Below are 23,947 nucleotides of genomic sequence, written 5' to 3'. Positions count from 1 at the left end.
TCATGTTATATATAGTGTGCAAGTATGACGAATGTGGAACAAGTTGTTGCCGATTACCCAAGGAGATTTAAGAACCTTTACTACAGACTTTACACAAATAGTAATTCTAGTCGCGCCGAGAAACTAATTTACGAATTGTCGCGAATACTTTTGCTTAAATTGGCGGCGGAGAGGCGAAATGGAAAAACGGTTTTAAGTAACTTTATCGATGATCCAGTCAATAATCAAGAAGACCTGCTTAAGTTGGGTGGAGATGAATTTGAAATATTGGAAAATCAAGATAAATATTTTTCGCTTGATCTGTCTTCGGTTGTTTCGGCATTTGCGGAGATATCCGATATTGAACTTCATAGTGCCCCTGGACATATTGTTGGAGATGCCTTTCAGGCTTTGATAGGGCCAACTATTCGCGGAGATAAAGGGCAGTTTTTCACACCTAAGAATTTAACGGATGCGATAATAAAGATTTTATCCCCTAAGCCTGGAGACAAAATTATTGATCCTGCCTGTGGAACGGGAGGATTTCTTTCTTCATGTCAAGCATATTGGGAATTGACATATAAAGATCCTACTGCTCGCTATGAAATCTTAGGTATTGATAAAGACGCCGATATGGCCATGCTATCTAGTGCGTTGCTAGAAATTTCAACCAACGGATTTGCTAAGGTGGTAAACTCAGACTCATTAAAATTTATTATTGACAATCCTCAATACGAAGAACAGTTTGATATAGTTGTGGCAAATCCGCCGTTTGGTACGAAAATTAAAGTAGATAATAAGGCTATACTAAAAGATTACCAACTCGGTCACTCATGGAAAGTGGAAAATGGTACTCTATGTCCAAGCAGACACATTCTTGGTGCGCAAGACCCACAAATTCTTTTTATAGAGTTGTGCGTGAAGCTTCTCAAGGAAAATGGTAGGATGGCTCTTATATTACCGGAGGGAGTGTTCGGTGGGAAGTCATCAGAATATGTGTGGGAATATCTGAAAAATAGAGGTATAGTTTTTGCCTTAATTGATTGTCCGCGAACAACTTTCCAGCCATACACGGATATTAAAACTAATGTGCTTTTCTTCAAAAAAACGAAAGAAATGCCGGAAGAAAAAACGCAGGTAGCTGTAGCTAAAAGGTGCGGTCATGATAAGCGCGGCCGCACTCACTACCCTTCAGGACTCTCCGTTCCAGATGATTTTGCGGATATAGCAAATCTATTTCATGAGGGTATAGAAAACAGGATCTGGAAATCTGTCTGTTTGAAAAAGGAATATAGAGTCCCAAGATATTATTTCAATGATGATGAAGCAGGCAAATTGGACAACATAGGTCAAGTTATAACCATTGGTGAGTTAATTAGAATGGGAGTTTTGAAAATAAGAAAAGGTCACGAAGTTGGCTCAGAAAACTATGGTACGGGTGATATTCCGTTCATAAGAACCTCCGACATAAATAATTTGGAGTTTTCTTCCGATCCCACAAATTCTGTCAGCGAAGAAATATATGAAATGTATTCGAAAAAACAGAATATCGCCGCCGGGGACATATTAATGGCAGTAGATGGGAGATACAGAATTGGAAAAACCGCTCTGGTCACCGAAGAGAATTCGAGGTGCATAGTACAAAGTCATATAAAAATATTATCAGTAGAATTTAACAGTTTAATAAATAACTATGAATTATTATATATGTTAAATTTGGCCGAAGTGCAGAATCAAGTTCGGAATATGGTTTTTGTTCAATCAACACTTGGTACTCTAGGCAATAGGTTAGAGCAGGTAAAGATTGCAATACCTCGACGCAATAGCGAATGGGATAAAATGATAGCCGGATTTAAGCATATTTTGGAAGAGAGGAGTAGACTGCTGGTATCTATACGCGGACTGGCACATGAAGCAGAGCTATAGCATTTTTACGCGAGTCAAAACCTCTTCCATCCACAGATAAAATTCGTCTAGTGATTTATTCCCCTGTGCCACATTGCAAAACCTATGGGCAAATCCTACATTCTCGGCATTATGTAATCTGGGTGTCTTGTGGGCAGTTTCCACGGCAGCCTTACCTACCCTATTTTCGGAAAATAGGTCAATGGTTAGAGGGAGCTTGCAAATCTCACAATTTGTAGACCCCGCCACCATTGGCCCAAAGAATTCTTCTAAATAATTCTTTGTGAAACTATCGGGTATTGGCGCACCGTGCAATTGATAGGCTAGCCAAGTTAACTTTCTGGCTACATCTATACATGAATCATAATCTGCGGCCTTTTCCCTAATTTTCAATCTAGTAATCTCGGGTAGGGACTGCATATCAAGGTTGAATTTCTCCAGTAGAATATCATCGTCAAGTATTGCAACATACCTTGGCATTCTATTAGGCCCAGCCTGTGAACTCTTCCAAGCTGCCCCTGTAGTCATAGTTGCATCTCGAACAATCTTAGCTGCGATTCGAGGATGCGTTTTTGAAAGGCTGACTAAAAAAGGAAATTCGAGACATTTGCCACTATGACCTAAAGGAAGCTGACATTTGTGAGGAAAATGTTTGGAGTAGGCGGTTCTTGACTTGACAGTTTTATGGCACAATTCCATTAAAATACCCCCTCGTCTTCCAGCTCCCTAAAGAAGCTGGAGGGTTTCTGTTCCAATGCGTCAAGAATAGATAGAAGCATGTTTATCCCGACGTTTCGCTCTCCGCGCTCTATTGAACTGATATAAGTGCGGTGAATACCAGACATTTCTGCCAAGCTCTCTTGAGATAGCTTCTTGGAGCTTCTAAGCCGCTTAATTGCGAAACCTATAGCAATAGCGCCCGAATCACTCATAACCAAAGAGTAAAATTTGGTCGATTTTTTATCTACAGACTATGTATAACAATTTCGGGCAGCCCTCCACCCCTCGGAGGCTGCCCCTTTTTCCATCCCTACTTACCTCAACTTACCTCAAGCCCCCACCCACGCCTCAATCGGCGGGCAGGAGCACACGAAGTTTCTATCACCGTACACGTTGTCCACGCGGTTCACGGCGGGCCAGTACTTCCACGCCTTCTGCGCGGCACTGGGGAAGGCTCCCGTTTCGCGGCTGTAGGCGCGGTTCCAGTCACTGTCCATCAGGTCGGCCTGGGTGTGGGGCGCGTGCTTCAGCGGGCTGTCGGCGGCGGCCATGGTGCCGTCCTGGACTTCCTGAATTTCGCGGCGGATCTGAAGCATGGCGTCGATGAACCGGTCGAGTTCGGCTTTGGGTTCGCTCTCGGTGGGTTCGATCATCAGGGTGCCGGGCACGGGGAAGGACATGGTGGGCGCGTGGAAGCCGTAGTCCATCAGCCGCTTGGCGATGTCTTCCTCGCTGATGCCGCTGGCCTGTTTCAGCGGGCGAATGTCGATGATGCACTCGTGCGCCACCCGGCCCCCCTTGCCGGTGTACAGCACGGGGTACGCGCCTTCCAGCCGCTTGGCAATGTAGTTGGCGCTCAGCAGCGCGACCTGGGTGCTCTGGCGCAGGCCGGCGGCCCCCAGCAGCTTGATGTACAGGTAGCTGATGGGCAGGATGCTGGCGCTGCCGTAGGGCGCGGCGCTGACGGCCCCGGTCTGGCTCTCGCTGGTCGGGCGCACCGCGTGGTTAGGCAGGAACGGTGCGAGGTGGGCCTTGACGCCAATCGGCCCCATGCCCGGGCCGCCGCCGCCGTGCGGAATGGCGAAGGTCTTGTGCAGGTTCAGGTGGCTCACGTCGCTGCCAATCAGGCCGGGTTTGGCGATGCCCACCTGCGCGTTCATGTTCGCGCCGTCGAGGTACACCTGCCCGCCGTGCGCGTGAATCAGGTCGCACACGTCCTTCACGTTTTCCTCGTACACGCCGTGGGTGGAGGGGTAGGTAATCATCAGCGCAGCGAGGTTCTCGCTGTGCTTCTCGGCCTGGGCCTTGAGGTCGTCGAAGTCGATGTTGCCCTTCTCGTCGGTTTTGACCACCACGACCTGCATGCCCATCATGGCGGCGCTGGCGGGGTTGGTACCGTGCGCGGAGGCAGGAATCAGGCAGATGTTGCGGTGGCCCTCGCCCTGAGCCTCGAAATACTTGCGGATGACCAGCAGGCCCGCGTACTCGCCCTGCGCCCCGGAGTTAGGCTGCATGGACACGGCGTCGTAGCCGGTGATGTCGGCCAGCCAGCGCTCCAGCTCGGCCAGCATTTCGGCGTACCCTTCGGTCTGCGATTCGGGCGCGAAGGGGTGCAGGCTCCCGAACTCGGGCCAAGTCACCGGAATCATCTCGGTGGTGGCGTTCAGCTTCATGGTGCAGCTGCCCAGCGGAATCATGCCGTGAACGAGGCTGTAGTCCTTGTTTTCCAGCGTCTTGAGATAACGCAGCATGGCGTGTTCGGAGTGGTGCGTGTTGAACACGGGGTGCGTCAGGTACTCGCTCTGGCGCTTCAGGTCGGCGGGGATGCCGTCCACCGCTTCGGCGTCCAGCCCTTGCACGTCGGCCTGCTGGCCCGTCACCACTTCGATGATGTCCGCGAGGTCTCCCACCGTCACGGTTTCGTCGAGGCTGATGCCGACTTTGCCATCCTGAATGCGGAAGTTGATGCCCTTCGCTTCGGCGCGGCTCTGGATGTCCTGCCCGCCTTCAAAGGTCAGCGTGTCGAAGAAGGTTTCATTCGCCTGGATTCCGGCGTCGTTCAGCGCCTTCGCCAGAATGCCGGTCATGCGGTGGACGCGCTCGGCGATGGTCCGGATGCCTTCTTGCCCGTGCCACACGGCGTAGGCGGCGGCCATGTTCGCCAGCAGCGCCTGCGCGGTGCAGATGTTGGAGGTGGCCTTCTCGCGGCGGATGTGCTGCTCGCGGGTCTGCATCGCCATGCGAAGCGCCGTGTTGCCCCGGGCGTCCTTGCTCACACCGATGACGCGGCCCGGCATGGAGCGCTCGAAGCCCTTCTGGCAGGCCAGGAACGCCGCGTGCGGCCCGCCGAAGCCCATCGGCACGCCGAAGCGCTGGGCGCTGCCCACCACGATGTCGGCCCCCTGCTCGCCGGGAGGAGTCAGCAGGGCGCAGGCCAGCAGGTCGGTGGCGACAATCAGCGCCGCGCCACCTTCGTGGGCCTTGTCCGCAATGGGCTTGAGGTCAAGAATTTCGCCATGAGTACCGGGGTACCCCACCAGCACGCCGAACGCCTCGGCGGGAATGTTGTCTGCGTGGCCGGTCTGCACCTCGAAGCCGAAGTACTCGGCGCGGGTCTTCACCACGTCCAGCGTCTGCGGGTGCACGTTGTCAGCCACGTAGAACACGTTGCCCTTGGTCTTGCCCTGACGCTTGGCGAGGGTCATGGCTTCGGCGGCGGCGGTGGCCTCGTCGAGCAGCGAGGCGTTGGACACCGGCATGCCGGTCAAGTCCTGCACGGTCTGCTGGAAGTTGAGCAGCATTTCCAGGCGGCCCTGCGAAATCTCGGCCTGATAGGGCGTGTAGGCGGTATACCAGCCGGGGTTTTCCAGCATGTTCCGCAGAATCACGCCAGGAACGTGCGTGCCGGAGTACCCCATGCCGATGTAGGAGCGGAACACTTTGTTCTTCTGCGCCACGGCTTTCAGGTCGGCCAGTGCCTGCGCCTCGGTCACGCCAGCACCCGCCTTCAGGTCGCCCTTAAACTGAATGGCTTCCGGCAGGGTCGTTTCGGTCAGCTCGTCGAGGCTGGCTACACCCAGCAGGTTCAGCATCTCGGCCTGCTCCTCGGCGCTGGGGCCGATATGGCGGCGGATAAAGTCATCGGTTTGCAGCAGGTCATGTAGACGGGTCATGGGAATCACTCCTTAGGAGATGGGCGTTACGGGGTCTGAGCCAACTGAATAAGTTGTTCAGCCACCTCTGAAGCCGAAGCATGGGCTGTGTCGATTTCGAGGTCAGCTCCACGCCTGAGCAAAGGCTCTACCGTACGGGTGTATTCAAGAATCTCTGCTTGCTGATCAGCAGTTTTGCCGTAAGAGTTGTTGGTACGCTCCCGCACCCGCTCCAGCATGACCTCGGTGGGAGCGCTCAGCAGTACGACATGGTCAAATTGAGGATAGAACTTGCCCTGGTTGGAGACTGTGCCGCTCAGGAACAAGGGCGTCTGGCGCGGCTGTGCCAGCAAATAAGCGATCCTCTTCTCTTTCCAGACCCAACCTGTACGGCCCTCATCAGGGAACCAAACCTCTTCGCCCCAGCCTTCCTCGTCGGTATCCACCGTCTCAAATCCAAGCTGGCGCAGTCGCTCAAGCACAGTCGTTTTGCCCGTGCCAGACATCCCCGTAACAAAGATGACCTTCTCTGCTCCAGGAGCCACCAGCTTACGTTGGACAACTTTAGCTTCTGAGGACATTTGTTGGCGTGGACTTACTCGTTCTCGGCGGTGTAAGCGGCGGCGTCCATCAGGCCTTCGCCTTCTTCGCTTACTTCCATCTGGAACAGCCAGCCGCCTTCAAAGGGGCTTTCGTTGACCTTTTCGGGGCTGCCTTCCAGCTCCTCGTTCACGGCCACGATCTTGCCGCTGGCAGGGGCGTAGATGTCAGAAGCGGTCTTGACCGACTCGACCACGGCCACGGCTTCACCGGCGGTCACTTCACGGCCCACTTCAGGCAGCTCCACATACACCACATCACCCAGTTGGTCCTGAGCGTGCTCGGTGATGCCGACTTTGCCGTCGCCTGCAAGCCATTCGTGGGAGGATGCGTACTTCAGTTCGGTGGGGTTGGTCATGCTGGTGTCTCCTTTTTTGGTTGATTGTAGGGGTGGAATAACTTCTTGCCGTTTTTATTTCTTGTAGAAGGGAATCTCGACGCGCTCAGCAGGATGACGCTTGCCACGCACCTCCACCTCAAACTGCTCACTATCAGCGGCATTCGCGTCTACCAGGGCCATGGCAATCGGGTGGCCCAGTGTCGGACTGGTACTGCCACTGGTCACTTGACCCACATTCTCTGCGCCCTGATACACCAAGTAGCCTTCCCGCACGGGAATTTTGTCCAGTTTCAGGCCAATCAGTTTTTGGCGGGGAGCCTCATCCATCTTAGCGCGGCCCAGATACGGCTTGTCTTTGACGACCCAGGAATAGGTACTGCTCAGCGGGTGAATGTTGTCACCGAACTCGTGGCCGTAGAGCGGAAACCCGGCTTCCAGGCGCAAGGTGTCGCGTGCGCCCAGGCCAGCGGGGGTGATCCCCAGGGTCACCAGGGCGTCCCATAGGGCTTCGCCCTCATCGGCTTTCACGAACACCTCGAAGCCGTCTTCACCGGTGTAGCCGGTACGCGCAAAAAACACGTCATGATCCAGCAAGCGGCCTGCAAAAAAGCTGTTGCGTTTGGCGGCGATCAGGTCGGCGTCGGTGTGAGGGTCCAACGTCTCGGCGGCCTTGGGGCCCTGCACGGCAATCAGCACCCACTGATCCGACTCGTCGGTCATCTGGACGTCGTAGTCCCCGGCCAGCGCCTGAAGGTGCTCCCAGTCCTTGGCAATGTTGCCGGCGTTTACGACCATCAGGTATTCCTGCTCGCCTGCTTGGTAGATAAAGATGTCGTCCACCAGACCGCCCTGATCATTGGGCAGCCAGTTGTAATGGGCGCGGCCGGGTTTCAGCTTGCTCACGTCGTTGGGCGTGACGTACTGCAAAAAGTCCAGCGCACCGGCGCCGCTGAAGCGAAACTGACCCATGTGCGAAACATCGAACATGCCCACGTTCTCACGGACCGCCTGGTGCTCGGCTTTCAGCCCCGCGTACTGCACCGGCATGTCCCAGCCACCAAACGGCACCATTCGCGCACCAGAGCGCAGATGCGCCGCGTGCAGAGGCGTCTTCTTCAGATTTTGGTTGTCCACGTTCCAACTGTACCGGAGACGGACCTACCGGCTCGGGAATGGGGAGCGAGACTGTCCGGTCGCATTGGACAGGGACAACGTGAAAGGGTCCAGGGAACCCTCGTTCCTGGACCCTAGAAGTGTTCAGCGCCCTTAGCGGCGACTACTGTGATCGCCCTCAGCGAATTCTTCAATGATCTTCTTGTTGAAGGCAGGCAGATCGTCCGGGTTACGGCTGGTCACCACGCCTTTATCGGTCACGCACTCTTCGTCTACCCACTCAGCCCCAGCCAGCTTCAGCTCGGTTTGCAGGCTGGGCCAGGAAGTCATCTTCAGACCCTTCGCGATCCCAGTCTCGCTGAGGCTCCAGGGACCGTGACAGATCGCGGCGATAGGTAGGCCTTTATCATAGGCGTCGCGCACGAATTTCATGGCGGCGTCGTCCAGGCGCAGTTTGTCGGGGTTGACCGTGCCGCCGGGCAGCAACAAGCCAGCGTAGTCAGCGATGTTCGCTTCGGCCACGGTCTTGTCTACGGCGTACTTGCCCTGCGGCTCAAGGTCACCCTTCATCGACTGAATCTCGCCACTCTTGAGGCTGATCAGCTCGGTGGTCCCGCCCGCAGCCTCAATCGCCCCGCGGGGGCTGGTCAGTTCGATCTCCTCTACACCGTCAGTCGCCAGGATGGCGATTTTCTTGCCCATCAGTTTACTCATGTGAGCAGTGTGCCTGCGGCAGCCATGAACTGCATGACCTCCCCACTAAAGGGGATTTACGGCGTCTTGAAGGAGTCTTTACGCCCCCTCATCGAGAGGGAGTGCCCGTGAGGGGCACTGGCCTGAAGCTTGTCAAGTGGGGAGGCTCTCGGTTGCTCTGGGGTAGGCAGCGTAAGGTAAGAAAGCTGAATACCAATAGCGCCCAAAGTTACTTTTGCGGCGCTTGTCGTCATCTGGAGAGACGCTCGCCGCTAGGCTGATGACCTGGCATAAGAGGGCCTACGGACCCTGAAAGGGGGTGAGGAACCATCGGAACCAAAGAAGACGTGCGTGATCAGCTGAATATCGCCGACGTGATCGGTGAGTATGTGAGCCTCTCCCCCGCTGGCCGGGGCCGCCTCAAGGGCCTGTGTCCCTTCCACAAGGAAAAGTCTCCCTCGTTCCATGTAGACGCCGAACAGGGCTACTACCACTGCTTTGGCTGCAAGGCCGGTGGTGATGTGTTCAAGTTCGTACAGGAGATGGAGCACCTCAGCTTCGGGGACGCTTTACGGAAGCTGGCCGAGCGGGCCGGGGTCCAGTTGGAACAGAAATATGGCGAACGGGTCAGCCGCGACCTGTACGACGTGAACGACTTCGCGCTGAGCTACTTCCGCGAGCATCTGACGGGGACAGCGCTGGCCTACTTTCAGGGCCGTGGCCTGACTGACGCTGTCATTCAGGAATTTGAACTGGGCTACGCCCCAGGCGGCTGGGACGGTCTGCTGCAGCGCGCACGGGCACACGGCCTGAGTGAGCGTCAACTGCTGGACGCCGGGCTGCTCACCCAGAACGAACAGGGCCGGGTCTACGACCGCTTCCGTGACCGCGTGATGTTCCCGATCCGTGATCACCTAGGAAGGCTGGTGGGCTTTGGCGGACGCGTGCTGGACGATTCCAAACCCAAATATTTGAACACCCCCGAAACCGACGCCTTCAAAAAAGGCGAGCTGCTGTATGGCCTGCACCGCGCCCGCAACGTGCTGAAAGACGGCCAACCCCTCATTGTGGCCGAGGGCTATATGGACGTGATCGCGCTCCAGCAGCACGGCTTTGCTGGGGCCGTCGCCAGCCTGGGCACGGCGCTGACGGCCGAACACGCCACGCTGTTGGAGCGGCTGGGTGCCCGCGAACTGGTCTTGATGTTCGACCGCGACGAGGCGGGCCTCAAGGCCACCCTGTCGGGCCTGGATCAGACGTTGGGTGCCCGCTTTCAGGTGCGGGCCACCTCGGTGCCCAGTGGCAAAGACCCCGCCGACGCACTGCGCGAAGGTGACACGGCCAGTATTCAGCGGGCACTGAGCGGGGGCCTGGACGAAAGCACCTACCGGGTGCAGGCCGCCCGCGACCGCTATGGCCTGGACACCCGCGACGGCAAGCGCCGCATCCTGATGGAGCTGCTGCCACGTATGCAGAACCTTGATCCTCTAGACGATGGGGCCGAGAAGATGCGCACGCAGGTCTGCGAACTGCTGGACATTCGCCCGCAGGCGCTGCTGGACTGGATCGGGTCCAAGGCCAAGCGCCGCACGCTGACCGACACCCACATCGCGGGCATGAGCCGCGGCGGTGGACAGGAGGAAGACCGCGAGCTGGCCCTGCTGCGCCAACTGCTGGTGGATCCCAGGCTGCTGGCCAAGTTGGACGGTACCCTGGGCTGGCGCAACGAACTGGTCCGTAAGGTGATGCTGGCCGCCCAGGGAGCCCAGAGCACCGACGACATCATGAGTGTGTTCCGGGGGCAACCCGAAGAAAGCCAACTGATCCGCCTGATGTTCGAGAACACCCAGAGCGGCAACATTTCGCGGGCCGGTCACGAGGAGTACGAGGCCAAGCAGCAGACCTACGCGGCAGCGGCGGTGGACGACATTCAAGTGGGCCTGAGCATCGAGTCACTGCGCAGCGAAGTGCAGTTGCTCAAGTCTCAACTGCTGGAAGCGCCACCGCCCCAGCAGGCGGGCATCCTGCGGCAGATTACCGAATTACAGCGGGCCATTGAGGCCGAAAAGCGGGCACGGGCGCACGGAGCGTAGGTGCTGGCTCCGGTGGTAGCCGCTATGATGACGCCGTGAGCCAGGCAACCATCGGGGTGTTTGATAGTGGGGTGGGTGGCCTGAGCGTGCTGGCCGAGTTGCGCCGCGAGCTGCCGCAGGAGTCCTTCACCTACCTGGCCGACACTGCCCACGTCCCTTACGGTGACCGCAGCGACGAGGAAATTCGCCGCCTGACCGAAACAGCAGCCCGCTACTTGCAGGCACGGGGCTGCAAGGCTTTAGTGGTGGCTTGCAATACGGCTTCGGCTTATGGACTACAGCATCTACGCCAGGTCCTGCCCGACTGGCCAATCGTGGGGCTGGTCCCTGCCGTCAAACCGGCAGCCGAACGTACCCGCAGTGGCGTGATTGGGGTCATGGCGACACCCGCCACCCTACGCGGCAATGTGTTGCAAGACCTGCTGACCGAGTGGGCTGTAACCAGGGGCGTAGAGGTCATGCTGACCACCAGTCCCCAGTTGGTCCCACTGGTCGAGCGCGGCGCGGCAGACAGCGACGATGCCCGCGCCCTGCTACGTGAGTTACTGCGTCCATTGGCCGAAGCCGGAGCCGACCAACTGGTGTTGGGGTGTACCCACTATCCCTATTTGGTCAGTAGCATCCGGCGCGAGTTCGGGGAGCAGTTCACACTGATTGACTCGGGACGGGCAGTGGCCCGGCAGACCCGGCGCGTGCTGGACGCAGCCGGCCGGCTGGCCCCCGAAGGTACAGTCGGAGGAATCATCACCTACCTGGTCACGGGCGATGCGCAGGCCGCGCAGCCGGTCATGTCGCAGCTGGTAGGTGAGGAGGTCACGGTGCAAGCGAGTGTCTGCACACCAAATCCGGTGGATATAAATGGCGACTTGGGCGAAGCCTCAACATCTGCTGGCTCTCAGGGCACACACTGAACCATGACCAAATCAGATGACACCACCCGCGACAATGAAACGCCCACCAGCGGCTACGTGGAGACCGACCAGCAGACCGAGATCACCGAGGGAATGCAGGGCGCCACTGGCAACGCCGATGCCAACGGCCTGGACTCTGACGCCGATCCGCAGGAGAAATTGGCGGAACTCGACAAGAACCTTGAAGGTCTCAAAGACCTCTAAGGTTCGGCAATAGCGGAAGGGCGGACGCTGTTAGGGCAGTGCCGCCCTCTTTTCATGCCTACAACTCCAGATCGCCCGGCGTCCGCGCAGCTGCCGGAATAGCGGTGACCAGCACCTCGTATTTACCCGTCACAAAGACTTTGAACCCGTGCTTGTGCAGATACCGGCGACTCTGAGCCACATCGGCAAACAGCAGGCTGAGGTCGGGGCGGGCAAAATTGCGCAGCCGCGCCCCGTAACTCAGCTCACCGCCCCGGTAGCGGGCATTCGGAAAGCCGAGGACCAGCCCGCCGCCCGGAGTCAGATGCTCACGGTGCAGCGAGCGCAGTACCCTGTCCAAATCTACCCCCGGACTTTGCAGCACGCTGAGGGCCAGCACCAGATCAAAGCGGCCCAACCCGGCAGGTAGCGCATTGACGTCTGCGGTCAAGAAGGTGGCTGCCCGCTGCCGCCGCTGCGCCAACGCCAGCGCCGAAGCGTCCAGATCCACGCCGACCACTTCCAGGCTACTGGCACGCTCGGGAAAGGCCAGCGCCAGTGCGTCCAACTCACGCCCAGCGTTGACACCCAGTGCCAGCACCCGCCCACCCGGAGGTGGGGCCACCCGGCGCAGGGCTTCCACCAGTGACAGGAGAAATGCAGGGTCTTCCAGCTTGTCGGCACGGGCAAATTCGCTGTCCGGGCCGTAGCCTTGGGCGGTGTCCAGCGCTCCGGAGCGTCGCCGTAAGGTGAGCCGCACTTGGGTTCCACCACTCAGCAGACGTGGGGTCAGCAGGTGCGCGTCCAGCAGATCCGCCACATCTGTCCAGACCGCCCAGGAACGGTGCAGCCCCACGGGACCTGACTCGCCGGCGTAGAGGCCCAGACCCAGGTCCGGGTTGGGCACGATGAAGCTCACTTCGTCCGCCGCCCGTAAGGCAGCGCGTAGGGCCGGCAGCAGGAGAGCCAGCGGCTGCCCGCCGAAATCGGGGTGGGACAGATCAAGGTCAGGCTCAGCATTCATAGGGAAGGGTAAGTTTACAATGGCCCCCATGACCCCGCCCACCCGCTGCGTGCTGGATGCCAGTTCGCTGCTCAGTTATGTTCTCAACAAACCCGGCGTCGACGCTGTGGCCGAATTGCTGGAACACTCCGCCATGCACGCCGCCACCTGGACCGAGATGCTGACACAGCTTTCGCGCCGCGCCGACATACACCAGCCGGATGTGGTTGCCGCACGGCTCAAGAAGGTCATTTTTATTGATGTGGGTCAGGACCAAGACGCCGAAATGGCCGGCAAATTGGCTGCCCTAGGACCGCAGTCTGGCCTGTCACTGGGGGACCGCTACGCCCTGGCGATGGCCGCCCGACTGGATGTCCCCGTGATCACGGCACACAGCCACTGGGAGGCGCTCAAGCTGGACATGCTGCCTCAGACCGTGCGGGTGCACCGGGTGCGTTCCACCTGAGTCGGCGAAGGCGGCTGTAGCGACAGGTATGCGTAGCTCTCAGTATCCCCGGTGCTGCACTTCAGCACCCAGCTCGGCCAGCTGATCGGTCAGAACGCCTACTGCGGCCTTAACCCCCGGCGTGATGATCGGTCCACCGAAACGGCCCAGGCGCACCAGCGTGCTGCCGTCGGCACGGTTGGTCACGTCAATCAGGACTTCCTGGGTCAGATCGCCTTCCACCACATGGGCCAGTGCCACCCAGCCGTCCCGGCGTAGGCTGGCATACAGGTCCAGGAGCACCACGGTCCAGGTGCCGCGTGGGTCACGGGCCGTGTGCTTGGCGAAGGTGGCAGGGTCAAAGGTGGCAGGCAGTTGGATGATGCTGTGGGGCACGGCAGGGTCCTCCGGGGTGGCGGGATAGGGCAAGTAGACACGGTGTGGCACGGCGGAATGCTGGGTCGGCACAAAGCGGGCGTGCTGCGCTTCCAGGCCCAGGTCACGCCACTTGAGGGCGTACTTGGTTTCCAGGGCGGCGGGTGGCGGGCCTGTCAACTCCACCCGCATCACCCCACTGGCCTCGGCCTGGGCACAAGCGAAGGCAAAGTATTCCTCATGGTCGGTGGTCAGCAGCACTGCGCCGCCTGGCTTGAGGCGGCTGGCTGCCACCTGGAAAAAGGGCACGCGCAGCAGTCGGTGTTCCTCGTGACCCGCCTTAGGCCAGGGATCGGGAAAATTCACAACGATGGCGTCCAGTGCCCCATGCGGAATCACTTCAGGCAGCAGCACTTCGGCGGGCAGCTTGGTCAGGATGGTGTTGTCCAGACCAGCCTGGCGCAGTCGGCGGTGGGCCTTGAGCAGTGACACCCCGCTGATCTCCACGCCGAGGTAGTTGGGCGGCTCTACGAACGTCTGTGCGTAATGCGGCCAGAAGCGACCATCCCCAAATCCCACTTCCAGCACCCAGGGACGGTTTGCTGTCTGCGGATAGAGCGACGCCGGATCACTCGGAAACTGGAAATCGCCCAAGCGGTAGATCATGCCTGCCCCTCCCGCAATTCGGCGGCCAGCTGCGCGGCGGCGTTCAGTACGGCAGCGTAGGAATCACCCGCCGGAGTGCAGCGGCCCAGGGCATACACCTGATCGAAACGGCTCAGGCGGAAACCCTCCAACTCGCTGCCGTGCAAAGTCAGAAAGCGGACCTCGTAAGGCGGGGCGCCCTCAACGCCCTGCGCCTCCTGCGCGGCGCCGGTCAGGTACACACTGCTGCGGGCCAGGTCATCGGCCAGGAAGTCATAGGCCACTTCGGACAGTCGCCCAGCATCTTCGAGGGTGTCGCCCACCAACAGGCGGCCCTTGAGAAAGGCACCCACGGCCAGCACCGCCCGCCGCGCCGTCAGGGTCGGCCCTTCCCAAGTGCTCAGGCGTACCAAGTCACTTTCTTCGTTCAGCGCCGTCACCGTACTCTGGAGCAGATGCAGGCCGTCCGTTTCCTCCAGCCGTTCCTTGAGGCGGCGGTGAAAGGTCCAGGTATCGGCGGCTGGTCCCAGCTCGGCGGCCACGGACCCGATCCAACTGTTTGCAGGCAGCGCCGCGCCTGTCAGGGTGGGGGCATATAAGTTACCCACATGGTCCAGCGCCTGCGTGACCAGCAACACGTCCTGGCCCGCCTGCGCCAAGCGGTAGGCCAGTTCGGACCCGGCCAGGCCAGCACCGATCACAGCCGTGTCGTACACGTGCCCAGGCTGCGGCTGACTGCGGGGAGTACGCGGTTCACTCATCAAGGGGCAAGTGTAAAGCATCCGGCAAGCTCAGGCTGGAAGTTGGCCCAGGCTCACTGCCTAGACTGACCGTACCTCAAACTCCAAGCCTGGACCTGACGACACCTCACCTACAACCGGAGGCAAGCCATGAACCTGATCTTCCAAGAATCCAGCCTCAGTGACCGAATTGAAGACACCATCACCGAGAGCGCCACACTGGACCAACTGGCCCTCAACTTTCAGCACACTCTCCAGAGCGCGCTGCACACCCTCCCCCCTGCCGTAGTGGCTGCCCTACGCGGCGACTGGCTGGGCCACCCGGTACATCCGATCAAGGTCCATCTCCCGCTGGGCGGCTGGATGATCGCAGCGCTGCTGGACTTCGCGCCGCTGGGTAATACACCAGAGAAGCGCCAGCAATACCAGAAAGCTGCCGATACCGCTTTGCTGCTGGGCACGGTAGGCGGGGCTGGAGCCGTTGCGACCGGCTGGGTGGAATGGTCCACCGCCAGAGGTCAGGCCCGGCGCACTGGCCTGATCCATGGGGCACTGAATGAAACAGCCTTTTTGCTGAATGTAGGATCACTGATAGCCCGTAAAAAAGGGCGACGCGGGCTTGGGAAGGCCCTCAGCGGCGCTGGCCTGGGTCTGGCGCTGGCTGGCGGGATGCTGGGTGGGCAACTGGTTTACCGCCACCGCATGGGGTAAAAGTTGTGGCCGATGCATAGGGCGTGACAGGTCATTCACTCTGCCTGGCAGGACCCGAAGAGGGCCGCGGTGGCATGATCCGTGGCGCATTTCTTCTTTGCCGCCTTAGCGCCGTAGCCAGCGCCCACCGCTTTCCTCAGCATGTCCAGCCAGTTGCAGCATCATCAGCGTGGTTTGCAAGTCGCTGAGAGATAGCCCCGTCTGTGCTGATAGATCATCCAGTGTACGGGGTTCGGTCAGGGCCGCCAGCACGGCGGCCTGTTCACCGGGCAGATCGGGTGGAGAGGTTATAGATGTGCCCCCTACGCCTGTCCACCCCAGTTCGGTCAGGATGTCCGCAGCGGATTCGGTGAGCACGGCGCCTTCACGCAACAGGCGGTGAGGGCCAGCCGCCCGGGGATCGCCCGCGCGGCCTGGGACGGCAAACACCGTGCGGCCACACTCCAGCGCGTGTGTGGCCGTAATCAAGGAGCCGGATTTCAGCTCTCCCTCCACCACCAACACGGCGCTGGACAGGGCCGCGATCAAACGGTTGCGCTGGGGAAAGTGATGGGCCTGTGGTCCAGTGCCCAGTGGGTACTCACTGACCAGACTCAGACGGCGGGCCAGATCCACATTTTCAGCCGGGTACACCCGGTCCACCCCAGTCCCCACCACACCGATACTCAGCGCTCCGGCCTCTACTGCTGCGGTATGGGCCGCGGTATCTACTCCCCGTGCCAGGCCACTCACCACCGTGACCCCTGCAGAGCTCAGGTCAGTGGCGATCTGCCGGGTCAGGCTAAGAGCATGGGGACTGGCCCCACGGGTGCCGACAATCCCTACCGTATACGGTGACGCAGGCAAGTCGGGCAGTGGACCGCGCACCCACAGCACGGCTGGTGGGTCACCCAGGGCTTCCAGAGCAGGTGGGTAGTCAGGGAACCCACGTCCTAGCAGCCGAATATCTTTGCCCTCGCTGCGGGCTTGAGCCACCCGTTCCAACTCCTGTGCAGCTGCGTCGTAGGCAGGTTTGGTGACTGCAGCTGCCGAGCGTCGGTCCAGCCCCTCCACTCCACTTAGGGCTGATGGTGGTGCCGCCAATGCGCCTACCGCCGACCCGAAGTGCTGCCGCAAGGCCTCAATCCGGCGTGGCCCGAGCCCTGGGGTCAACCGCAGGGCAAGCAGGGCCCGCAGCTCAGCCGACTGATCCAGCGCCGGGTCAGATGGAAAGCGACTCACTGTTCAAGCATAACGGGTGGCTGGCTGACCTTGAGCCTCCCAGAAATGAATCCCTGCGCTTTCAGCCTCTCACCAGTCCCTCTCCCAAAGTCAGTTCATCCAGCTCCTCCAGTTCGTCGCTTTCATCGGCCAGCAGGGCGTCAGGTATGCTCAGGCGAAATTCAGCTCCGCCCTCAGCACCATTGCCCCCAGTCAGCTGCCCACCGTGCATCTGGGCAATCTGACGGCTCACACTCAGGCCCAGGCCACTCGAGCCGCTGCCGCTAACAAAGGGGTCAAAGATGCTCTCGCCTAAGGCATCAGGTAAGCCTGGCCCGCTGTCACGCACCGTGAAGACCAGCTGCTCACCCACTGCCTGCAACGTCAGGCACACGCAGCCTCCTGGTCCGGCGGCACGCCGGGCATTGGCCAGCAGATTCCGTAGTGCCTGCGTCAGGCGGTCCGGGTCACACAGAATCATGCCGTTCCAGTCACCTGCGTACTCGGTCCCCGGCACCAGCCGCTCCAGGCGATCACGTAGTGCCTGGGCCGGGATGAGGTGCCAAACCAGTTTCAGGTCCAGTTCGCCGCGGGCCAACTGCATCAGGTCCTGGGTCGTAAAGGTCAGTTCATCGGTGACCAGGGCGGCCTTCTGAATTTCCGGATCACCGGTACGTTCACCCGCACGGTCCAGCGTGGCCTTGAGCACCGTCAGCGGTGCGCCCAACTCATGGACGATCTGGCCCAGCAGCGCTTTTTCACGGTGCTGCTGGGCATCTATACGGACCAGTAGGCGGTTAATCGCAGAGATCAAGCGGTGAACTTCGTCGGGGCGATCTGGCAGCGGCAGCGCGGCCATATTCTTGGAAGGACTGATCTGGTCAGCCAAGGCGGCAGCGCGGCCCAGATGTTGCAGCATGTGCTGACCCAACAGGTAACCGAACAGCAGGGTCAGCAAAGGCGTAATGATCACCGCCAGCAGCATGGCGCGGGTGGCCCCTTCACGGGCGTCCAGCAGCGGTTCACTGGGTAGGGCCACCCAGAGCATTTGCCCCTCGAAAAATCCCGTCAGCTCACGGGAGACGCCACGCATCGGCACGTTGCCCACACTGAAGTCACCCTCGGTCGGGAAGGGCAAAGGGTCGCCAGGTGCAAAAGGCAGGGGGGTGTTCTGAGGCATCACGAAGACATTGCCCTGCTCATCAAGCACCGCCGAGAAATTGTCCAGGGCTGGAACCAGCGACTCTCCCAGCCCGGCAGAAGCATCACTCAGCCGCACCGAGAGGGTATCGGCGCGGTCGGTCAGCCGCATATCGAACTGATTCTCCATACCGCGCAGCAAGAAGCCCATCATCGCAAAACCCACCACTGACACCAACGTCAGCGTGACCAGACTGAAGGCTAACGCCAGGCGAAAGCGCAGGCTCTTGTGCCAGGCCACCTTGGCGCTGCTCAGGGCAGGGATCGGTTGGTTGAACTGGGCCATGCTTGCCCCTTACACGGCCCTCAGCCGCTTGGCAGTCAGCTTTGCAGCACGTAGCCGACGTTACGGATGGTCCGAATACGGAGGTCTGACCCCGCGCCGTCCAGTTTCTTACGTAGCTGCGAGATCCGCACCTCTACCGAATTGGAGCTGGGGGTTTCCCAGCCGTACAGATGGGACTCTATGTCAGCGCGGCTGAAGACCCGCTCAGGGGTCCGCATCATCAGTTCCAGAATGCGGGCCTCATGCTCGGTCAGGTTGATGTGCTGCTCACCGATGGTCATGGTCAGCGAACTGGTGGAGAGGCTGGTGTTGCCCAGGTTCACGCCTCCACCCGAAGCGGTACGCCGCAGCAGCGCCGTAATCCGCGCTTCCAGCTCTGGCATGGCAAAGGGCTTGGTCAGGTAATCGTCGGCTCCGGCATTCAGCCCCGCCACCCGCTGCTGCACGTCACTGCGGGCCGACAGCACCAGCACTGGCGTGGACGAATACTGCCGCAAGCGCTCGACCAAGTCCAGACCGTCCCCATCTGGCAGGTTCAGGTCCAGCAGGATCAATTGTGGAGCATGGGTGCCCAACCAGTCCTCGGCAGACCGCAGCGTGGCGGCATGGTAGACCTGATAATCGGCGTCCAGATAGTCACGTAGCAATGGCCCCAGGTGGGGATCATCTTCGACCAGCAGCAGTTGGGGCAGCATTATCTTCCTCCGGAAGTCTCAGTCAGGCTCAGCTTGAGGCGGTAAGGCATCAGGAATTGTTCCAGCGTCTGTAGGCCGCCGGGCACCTTGATCATAATCTGTCCGCCGCGAATTTCACCTTCATAACGGGCACGCAGGGGCGCGAACTGGGCGCGGCCACGTTCCAGATCACTTTTGGAGAACAGAATGATCACGTCATCCGCCACACCCCGCACCACCTGGCCACGTAAGACACCATTTTCGGACTCGCCGTAAGCCAGTTTGGTTTGCAGTTGGCTGTCCCAGACCATCATTTCCAGTGCCGAAGCGGGCGCAGCCAGACCGCTGAAGGCCAGCAAGGTGAGGACGCACGTCACCCACTTATGGGGCATATATTTTTTAGCAATTTGGTCAAACATTTCAGACTCCATCTCAAAAGAAGTAAGGCTAGGGAAAAAACCACGTTACCCGTCTGAGGTTGAGCAACGCCTAAAATATTTGAGTCAGGTTGATTGGGTTTTTGACTCAGGCGCTGGCCTCCTCAGGTCAGACACGACTCTTATGCCTTCTAGCATAGGCATTCAATCTGACGGCGACGTGACGGGCCTCCAGACAACCTTGAGGCAGGCTGAAGATTCTTGAGGAGCTGACAGGTGAAGATGGCGTCATCTTTACTGAGCGGCAGCGAGTATGGGCGGACCCGCCAAGTCCAAAACGACGCGGCTTACACCCGGTAGCTACTCGGTTGATCTGAGAGTGTCCTTGCGGAAGTGCCTGCACAGCGACAATCTAGAAGCGTGTCAGGGCATAAAAGAAAGCGCTGCCCCTGCAAAATAGGGGGCAGCGCTTCCCGGAGCAGCTTCAGTCCAAGAACTTGTGGCTTACATCGCTTCCAGCATCAGGCGGTCGGGGTTCTCCAGCAGGCGGATCACTTCTTTGCAGAAGCGCGCTGCTTCAGCGCCGTCCACCAGACGGTGGTCGAAGGACAGCGAGATGTACATCATGTGGGCCACCACGATCTCGTTGTTTTCGTTCACGATGGGGCGCTTTTGGATGGAGTGAATGCCCAGAATGGCGGCGTCAGGAACGTTGATAATCGGGAAGGAGAACAGCGCGCCAATGCTGCCGATGTTGGTGATGGAGAAGGTGCTGCCCGCCAGCTCGTCGCCTTTGAGCTTACCTTCCTGGGCACGGGCGGCCAGATCCACCACTTCGCCCGCCAGCTCGTACACGGACTTCTTGTCCACGTCACGCAACACCGGCACCGTCAGGCCCGCATCGGTCGCCACGGCCATTCCCATGTGGTAGTAGCTCTTCTGCACAATTTCCTGAGTGGCCTCGTCAAAGGAAGTGTTCAGGCTGGGGTACTTCTTGAGAGCGGCAGCCACGGCCTTGAAGATAAACGGCAGGTAGCTGATCTTGATGCCGTCGGCAGCAGCCTGATCCTTGACGCGGCTGCGGAATTCGACCAGTTTGGTCATGTTGATCTCGTCCACCGTCAGGGTGCGGACCGTGTAGAGGTGGCTGGCTTGCATCTGGTTGGAGATGGCGCGGCGCATCCCACGCAGCGGCACACGCTCTTCAAGATGCTCGTAGCCTTTGGGCGTGCGGTACTGCACCGGGGCCACGGGCAAGCCGCCCTGACCACCCGCCGTAGCAGGTGCAGCAGCCTGGGATTGTGCCTGACCTGCGCTGCCATGGTTCACGACATCGGCAATGCGGATGCGACCATTGGGACCGCTGCCCTGCACCTGGCCCAGATCAATGCCCATTTCACGGGCCAGCTGACGGGCGGCCGGAACAGCCAGCACACGGCCGGTCACTGCAGCAGTATGACCAGCTTCCCGCGCGGCCGGTGAAGGGGTTCCCCCCTGATTCAGTCCCTGGACCTTGACAGCGCCGCCGCCTTCAAAGGCTTTGAACAGGCTGGCCGAGTCGTCCGACCCGGCAATGTGACCAGCTTCCACGATAGAGCGCTCTTCCTGGGCCTGCTGAGGCAACTGCTCATCACTGGTGGTGGGGTTCTCACCGCTGTCCTGAATGGCCTGCTCGGGGCTAGGGGTAGGTGCAACATCCGCGCTGGCGCCTGCGGTTCCCCCTGTTTCATCAATGGTCAGAATGGCGGCGTGAACGGCGACGACATCGCCTTCCTTGGCCAGCAGCTTGGTGACAGTACCAGCGTAGGGGCTGGGCAATTCCACCGTCACCTTGTCGGTCATCACTTCGCACAGCGGCTGCTCAATAGTGACGGTGTCGCCCTCTTTCACCATCCACTTGAGAATTTCACCCTCGACCACGCTCTCGGCCAGTTCCGGCAACAGTACTTCTTTCATGTTTTCTCCTTGATTTTGCGGCGCACCCATTCTGGCTAGCAGCAGTGGCACACGGAAATTGAAGTCAAATGCAGATTCAGCTTAACAGTCCCGCTTGATCAGGCGGTCAGCCTGGGCGGACACCCGGCCAGAGTGATAAGGCCCTGGCCGAATGGCGTCCCCGGCCCCGCTTGGCTGGAGACCTTCAGGAGATCAGTAGTTCAGCACCCGGACGCAGGCGTTGGCGATTCGGTTCCCACTGGGCAGGTAAATCTTGTCCTGCACATAGGGATAAGGCGTATCGAAGCCCGCCACCTGAATCACCGGAGCCAGCAACTGGTCAAACAGTTCTTCCTGAATGGAATAGGCCACTTCACCCATGAAGTTGGAGGTGCGCGGCGCTTCGCTGACCAGGACGGCGCGGCCGGTCTTGGCGACACTGTTCAGCACGGCCTCTTTGTCCCAGGGCATCAGCGAGCGCAGGTCAATGACTTCGGCCTGTACGCCTGCTTCGGCCAGAGCCTCGGCAGCACTGATGGCGTCGGGCATCACGCCGCCGTAGCCGATGATGCTCAGGTCAGTACCTTCGCGCCGCACGGCAGCCTTGCCGATAGGCACGGTGTAGTCGGCCAGCGGTAATTCACCCTTAGCAGCGCGGTATAGCCGCTTGGGTTCAAAGTAGATCACTGGGTCTTCGCCGCGAATGGCCGCTTTGAGCAGGCCCTTGGCGTCGTAGGGGGTGCTGGGCATCACGACCTGCACGCCGGCCATGTGGGTGTAATAGGCCTCAGGGCTCTGGCTGTGGTGGTGTCCACCCTTTACCCCACCGCCCGAGGGCGTACGGATCACCATCGGGGCCGTGTTCTGTCCGCCGGAGCGGTAACGGACCTTGGCAGCTTGAGACAGAATCTGGTCAAAACTGGGACCCATATAGTCGGCAAACTGAATCTCTGCCACGGGGCGCAGGCCACGTATGGCCATACCTACCGCCGCTCCCACAATCGCCGCTTCGGACAGTGGAGTGTTAAAGACGCGGTCCAGACCGTGCTTCTCGGTCAGGCCTGCGGTAGCCATAAATACACCGCCACGTGGGCCAACGTCTTCACCAAAGACCAGGACCCGCTTGTCACGGGCCAGTTCTTCGTCCAGCGCCTCAGTGATCGCACCGATCAAGTTCATCGTTTTGGTTTCGCCCAGTTCGGCCTGGGGGCGTTCTACGGTCAGGCTCATGCCAGGGCCTCCTGTTCGGCACGTACATAGGCTTCTTGTTCGGCCAAGTGTGGGGGCTGCACGGCGTACACGTCTTGGAACATCAGGTCCCAGTCGGGTGTGCCACTGGCCGCAGCCTCATCAATAGCAGCAGCCACTTCGTCGCCCACTTCCCCCACCATCGCAGCTTTTTCTTCCTCGCTGATGGGATGGCCCATGTTCTGCAGCAGCTTCTCAATCCGCTCCAGAGGATCACGGGCGGTCCATTCAGCCACCTCTTCGCGGGTGCGGTAGTTCTTCTCAGCGTCAGCGTCGGCGTTGGAGTGCGATCCCACACGGTAAGTCAGGGCTTCGACCATCGCCGGACCTTCACCGCTGCGAATCTGATCGGCCACGTGGCTCATGACTTCTAGCACCGCAATGACATCGTTGCCGTCTACGTAGTAGCCAGGCATCCCGTAGGCACGCGCCTTGATGTGGATGGTCTCGCTGGCCGTCTGATCGGCCACACCTGTAGAGATGGCCCACTGGTTGTTCTCGCAGACGAACATCACTGGAGCGTGACTCACGGCGGCCATGTTGACCCCGGCGTGCCAGTCACCCTCACTGGTTGCACCATCACCAAAAGTACAAACCGTGATTTCATCCGTACCCAGGTACTTCTGAGCCATCGCCGTACCCGTGGCCGGCGGAATCTGCGAAGCGATGCTGGAGCTAATGGACGCCACGTTGTATTCCTTGGCGCAGAAGTGGTGGGGCATCTGACGGCCTTTGCAGCTGTCCGACGCCGTTCCCATAATCTGACTGACGATCTGCAACATCGGCACACCTAGCGTCAGCATGATGGGATGGTCACGGTAATACAGCCACCACCAGTCGTGTCCAGAGCGGCAAGCCAGTGCCAGGCCGACCTGGGTGGCTTCCATCCCGTGTGCCTGAGCATAAAAGCTGGTGCGGCCCTGGCGCAGCAAGGGAATCAATTTGCGGTCCATTTCACGGGCGCGCAGCATATGACGGTACAGCTCACGGATGAATTCAGGAGTGTAGCGCTCAGGCAAATCCTGAAGCAGCTCGCCCTGATCAGACACCCACTGAATCGGGCGCTGGGTGAATGGTTGGATCATGTATGCCTCCTTGGCCGCGCCCTCGCCAGACTGGTCCCATTCCTGGGCCACACACAGGTTGGGTGTCCGGAAAGCCAGATCCCAGCGGGGCAGACGTGAGAATTAACGTTCGCTGTGAATGATAGCGCAAGTACCCTCCTCTACCATCACGATCAGGGGAGAGTGAAGCACGACTACGGGCCAGCAGAATCGCGCCCTGGACGGCCCCAAGCACTATTCGGCTATCAGGTCGCACGGAATATGAGCTGTGTTTTTATAAGCGTGGGTGTTGCTCTGCCTTGCTGGGTTACAACTGTCAAAATCCGCTTTAGGCCCTGCCTTGCCGGACCCATCA

At 59.5% G+C, this 23,947-nt stretch carries 23 protein-coding genes; 6 read left to right on the top strand and 17 right to left on the bottom strand.

Going from position 1 to position 23,947, the window contains the following annotated elements; genetic code table 11:
* Positions 1 to 24: 24 nt before the first annotated feature.
* Entirely contained in the window at positions 25 to 1,905 is a 1,881-nt protein-coding gene (locus tag LMT64_RS10095; protein WP_126352549.1) for an N-6 DNA methylase, read from the top strand.
* Here the strand turns inward: LMT64_RS10095 and LMT64_RS10090 are convergent.
* The 7 genes from LMT64_RS10090 to LMT64_RS10060 form a co-directional block, all read right to left on the bottom strand.
* Positions 1,900 to 2,583 carry a hypothetical protein gene (locus tag LMT64_RS10090; RefSeq protein ID WP_324295858.1) on the bottom strand — a complete coding sequence of 228 codons (684 nt, stop codon included), beginning with the start codon at positions 2,581 to 2,583 and terminating at the stop codon, positions 1,900 to 1,902. The two genes, LMT64_RS10095 and LMT64_RS10090, sit on opposite strands and share 6 nt — an antisense overlap.
* A complete protein-coding gene (locus LMT64_RS10085) occupies positions 2,583 to 2,816 on the bottom strand; it encodes a helix-turn-helix domain-containing protein (protein WP_126352552.1) in 234 nt (77 codons plus the stop codon). Before LMT64_RS10085 ends, LMT64_RS10090 begins: the two co-directional genes overlap by 1 nt.
* Positions 2,817 to 2,933: 117 nt before the next feature.
* Positions 2,934 to 5,777 carry an aminomethyl-transferring glycine dehydrogenase gene (gene gcvP / locus LMT64_RS10080; RefSeq protein ID WP_229253206.1) on the bottom strand — a complete coding sequence of 948 codons (2,844 nt, stop codon included), beginning with the start codon at positions 5,775 to 5,777 and terminating at the stop codon, positions 2,934 to 2,936.
* A gap of 26 nt (positions 5,778 to 5,803) precedes the next feature.
* Positions 5,804 to 6,301, bottom strand: a complete 498-nt coding sequence (locus LMT64_RS10075; RefSeq protein WP_229253205.1) for a shikimate kinase — start codon at positions 6,299 to 6,301, stop codon at positions 5,804 to 5,806.
* A 50-nt stretch (positions 6,302 to 6,351) separates the two neighbouring features.
* Entirely contained in the window at positions 6,352 to 6,714 is a 363-nt protein-coding gene (gene gcvH, locus LMT64_RS10070) for a glycine cleavage system protein GcvH (protein ID WP_126352557.1), read from the bottom strand.
* Between the two features lie 54 nt (positions 6,715 to 6,768).
* Positions 6,769 to 7,830: a glycine cleavage system aminomethyltransferase GcvT gene (gene gcvT / locus LMT64_RS10065; RefSeq protein ID WP_211334192.1), complete on the bottom strand. Its 1,062-nt coding sequence runs from the start codon at positions 7,828 to 7,830 to the stop codon at positions 6,769 to 6,771.
* A 132-nt stretch (positions 7,831 to 7,962) separates the two neighbouring features.
* Positions 7,963 to 8,523, bottom strand: coding sequence for a type 1 glutamine amidotransferase domain-containing protein (locus LMT64_RS10060; protein ID WP_126352559.1), 561 nt, complete (start codon positions 8,521 to 8,523; stop codon positions 7,963 to 7,965).
* A 326-nt stretch (positions 8,524 to 8,849) separates the two neighbouring features.
* On the opposite strand from LMT64_RS10060, the gene dnaG reads away from it, so the two are divergent.
* From dnaG to LMT64_RS10045, 3 genes are read left to right on the top strand one after another with little or no spacing between them, the layout of a single operon-like run.
* Positions 8,850 to 10,595 (top strand): DNA primase, encoded by a 1,746-nt coding sequence (gene dnaG / locus LMT64_RS10055; RefSeq protein WP_126352561.1) that lies wholly within the window; start codon positions 8,850 to 8,852, stop codon positions 10,593 to 10,595.
* Between the two features lie 35 nt (positions 10,596 to 10,630).
* Positions 10,631 to 11,506: a glutamate racemase gene (murI, locus tag LMT64_RS10050; RefSeq protein WP_126352563.1), complete on the top strand. Its 876-nt coding sequence runs from the start codon at positions 10,631 to 10,633 to the stop codon at positions 11,504 to 11,506.
* A gap of 3 nt (positions 11,507 to 11,509) precedes the next feature.
* Positions 11,510 to 11,710, top strand: coding sequence for a hypothetical protein (locus tag LMT64_RS10045; RefSeq protein ID WP_126352565.1), 201 nt, complete (start codon positions 11,510 to 11,512; stop codon positions 11,708 to 11,710).
* Positions 11,711 to 11,768: 58 nt separating this feature from the next.
* On the opposite strand, the gene LMT64_RS10040 is transcribed toward LMT64_RS10045, so the two are convergent.
* A complete protein-coding gene (locus tag LMT64_RS10040) occupies positions 11,769 to 12,713 on the bottom strand; it encodes a class I SAM-dependent methyltransferase (RefSeq protein WP_126352567.1) in 945 nt (314 codons plus the stop codon).
* Between the two features lie 28 nt (positions 12,714 to 12,741).
* Between LMT64_RS10040 and LMT64_RS10035 the strand changes: the two genes are divergently transcribed.
* Entirely contained in the window at positions 12,742 to 13,158 is a 417-nt protein-coding gene (locus LMT64_RS10035) for a PIN domain-containing protein (protein WP_170166020.1), read from the top strand.
* 39 nt (positions 13,159 to 13,197) lie between these two features.
* Here the strand turns inward: LMT64_RS10035 and trmB are convergent, their stop codons facing one another.
* Positions 13,198 to 14,178 (bottom strand): tRNA (guanine(46)-N(7))-methyltransferase TrmB, encoded by a 981-nt coding sequence (gene trmB / locus LMT64_RS10030; protein WP_126352571.1) that lies wholly within the window; start codon positions 14,176 to 14,178, stop codon positions 13,198 to 13,200.
* Positions 14,175 to 14,918 (bottom strand): FAD-dependent oxidoreductase, encoded by a 744-nt coding sequence (locus tag LMT64_RS10025; protein ID WP_170166021.1) that lies wholly within the window; start codon positions 14,916 to 14,918, stop codon positions 14,175 to 14,177. Before LMT64_RS10025 ends, trmB begins: the two co-directional genes overlap by 4 nt.
* Positions 14,919 to 15,047: 129 nt before the next feature.
* On the opposite strand from LMT64_RS10025, the gene LMT64_RS10020 reads away from it, so the two are divergent.
* Positions 15,048 to 15,608, top strand: a complete 561-nt coding sequence (locus LMT64_RS10020) for a DUF2231 domain-containing protein (RefSeq protein WP_126352574.1) — start codon at positions 15,048 to 15,050, stop codon at positions 15,606 to 15,608.
* 105 nt (positions 15,609 to 15,713) lie between these two features.
* Here the strand turns inward: LMT64_RS10020 and dprA are convergent, their stop codons facing one another.
* The 7 genes from dprA to LMT64_RS09985 all read right to left on the bottom strand — a co-directional run bounded on the left by dprA (position 15,714) and on the right by LMT64_RS09985 (position 23,613).
* Positions 15,714 to 16,829, bottom strand: a complete 1,116-nt coding sequence (gene dprA / locus LMT64_RS10015) for a DNA-processing protein DprA (RefSeq protein WP_126352576.1) — start codon at positions 16,827 to 16,829, stop codon at positions 15,714 to 15,716.
* Positions 16,830 to 16,890: 61 nt separating this feature from the next.
* Positions 16,891 to 18,294: a sensor histidine kinase gene (locus LMT64_RS10010; RefSeq protein ID WP_126352578.1), complete on the bottom strand. Its 1,404-nt coding sequence runs from the start codon at positions 18,292 to 18,294 to the stop codon at positions 16,891 to 16,893.
* A 35-nt stretch (positions 18,295 to 18,329) separates the two neighbouring features.
* Positions 18,330 to 18,989 (bottom strand): response regulator transcription factor, encoded by a 660-nt coding sequence (locus LMT64_RS10005; protein ID WP_126352579.1) that lies wholly within the window; start codon positions 18,987 to 18,989, stop codon positions 18,330 to 18,332.
* Positions 18,989 to 19,345, bottom strand: coding sequence for a hypothetical protein (locus tag LMT64_RS10000; RefSeq protein WP_229253204.1), 357 nt, complete (start codon positions 19,343 to 19,345; stop codon positions 18,989 to 18,991). Before LMT64_RS10000 ends, LMT64_RS10005 begins: the two co-directional genes overlap by 1 nt.
* A gap of 504 nt (positions 19,346 to 19,849) precedes the next feature.
* Positions 19,850 to 21,301 (bottom strand): dihydrolipoamide acetyltransferase family protein, encoded by a 1,452-nt coding sequence (locus LMT64_RS09995; protein ID WP_126352583.1) that lies wholly within the window; start codon positions 21,299 to 21,301, stop codon positions 19,850 to 19,852.
* 192 nt (positions 21,302 to 21,493) lie between these two features.
* Entirely contained in the window at positions 21,494 to 22,510 is a 1,017-nt protein-coding gene (locus LMT64_RS09990) for an alpha-ketoacid dehydrogenase subunit beta (protein WP_126352584.1), read from the bottom strand.
* A complete protein-coding gene (locus LMT64_RS09985; RefSeq protein WP_126352586.1) occupies positions 22,507 to 23,613 on the bottom strand; it encodes a thiamine pyrophosphate-dependent dehydrogenase E1 component subunit alpha in 1,107 nt (368 codons plus the stop codon). The genes LMT64_RS09990 and LMT64_RS09985 overlap by 4 nt, the downstream gene beginning before the upstream one ends.
* Between the last annotated feature and the right edge of the window lie 334 nt (positions 23,614 to 23,947).

It is taken from the genome of Deinococcus radiophilus, assembly GCF_020889625.1.
In the GTDB taxonomy this organism is placed as follows: domain Bacteria; phylum Deinococcota; class Deinococci; order Deinococcales; family Deinococcaceae; genus Deinococcus; species Deinococcus radiophilus.
Note: the sequence above shows the minus strand (reverse complement) of the source record. Positions and strands in the feature narration are given on the sequence as shown.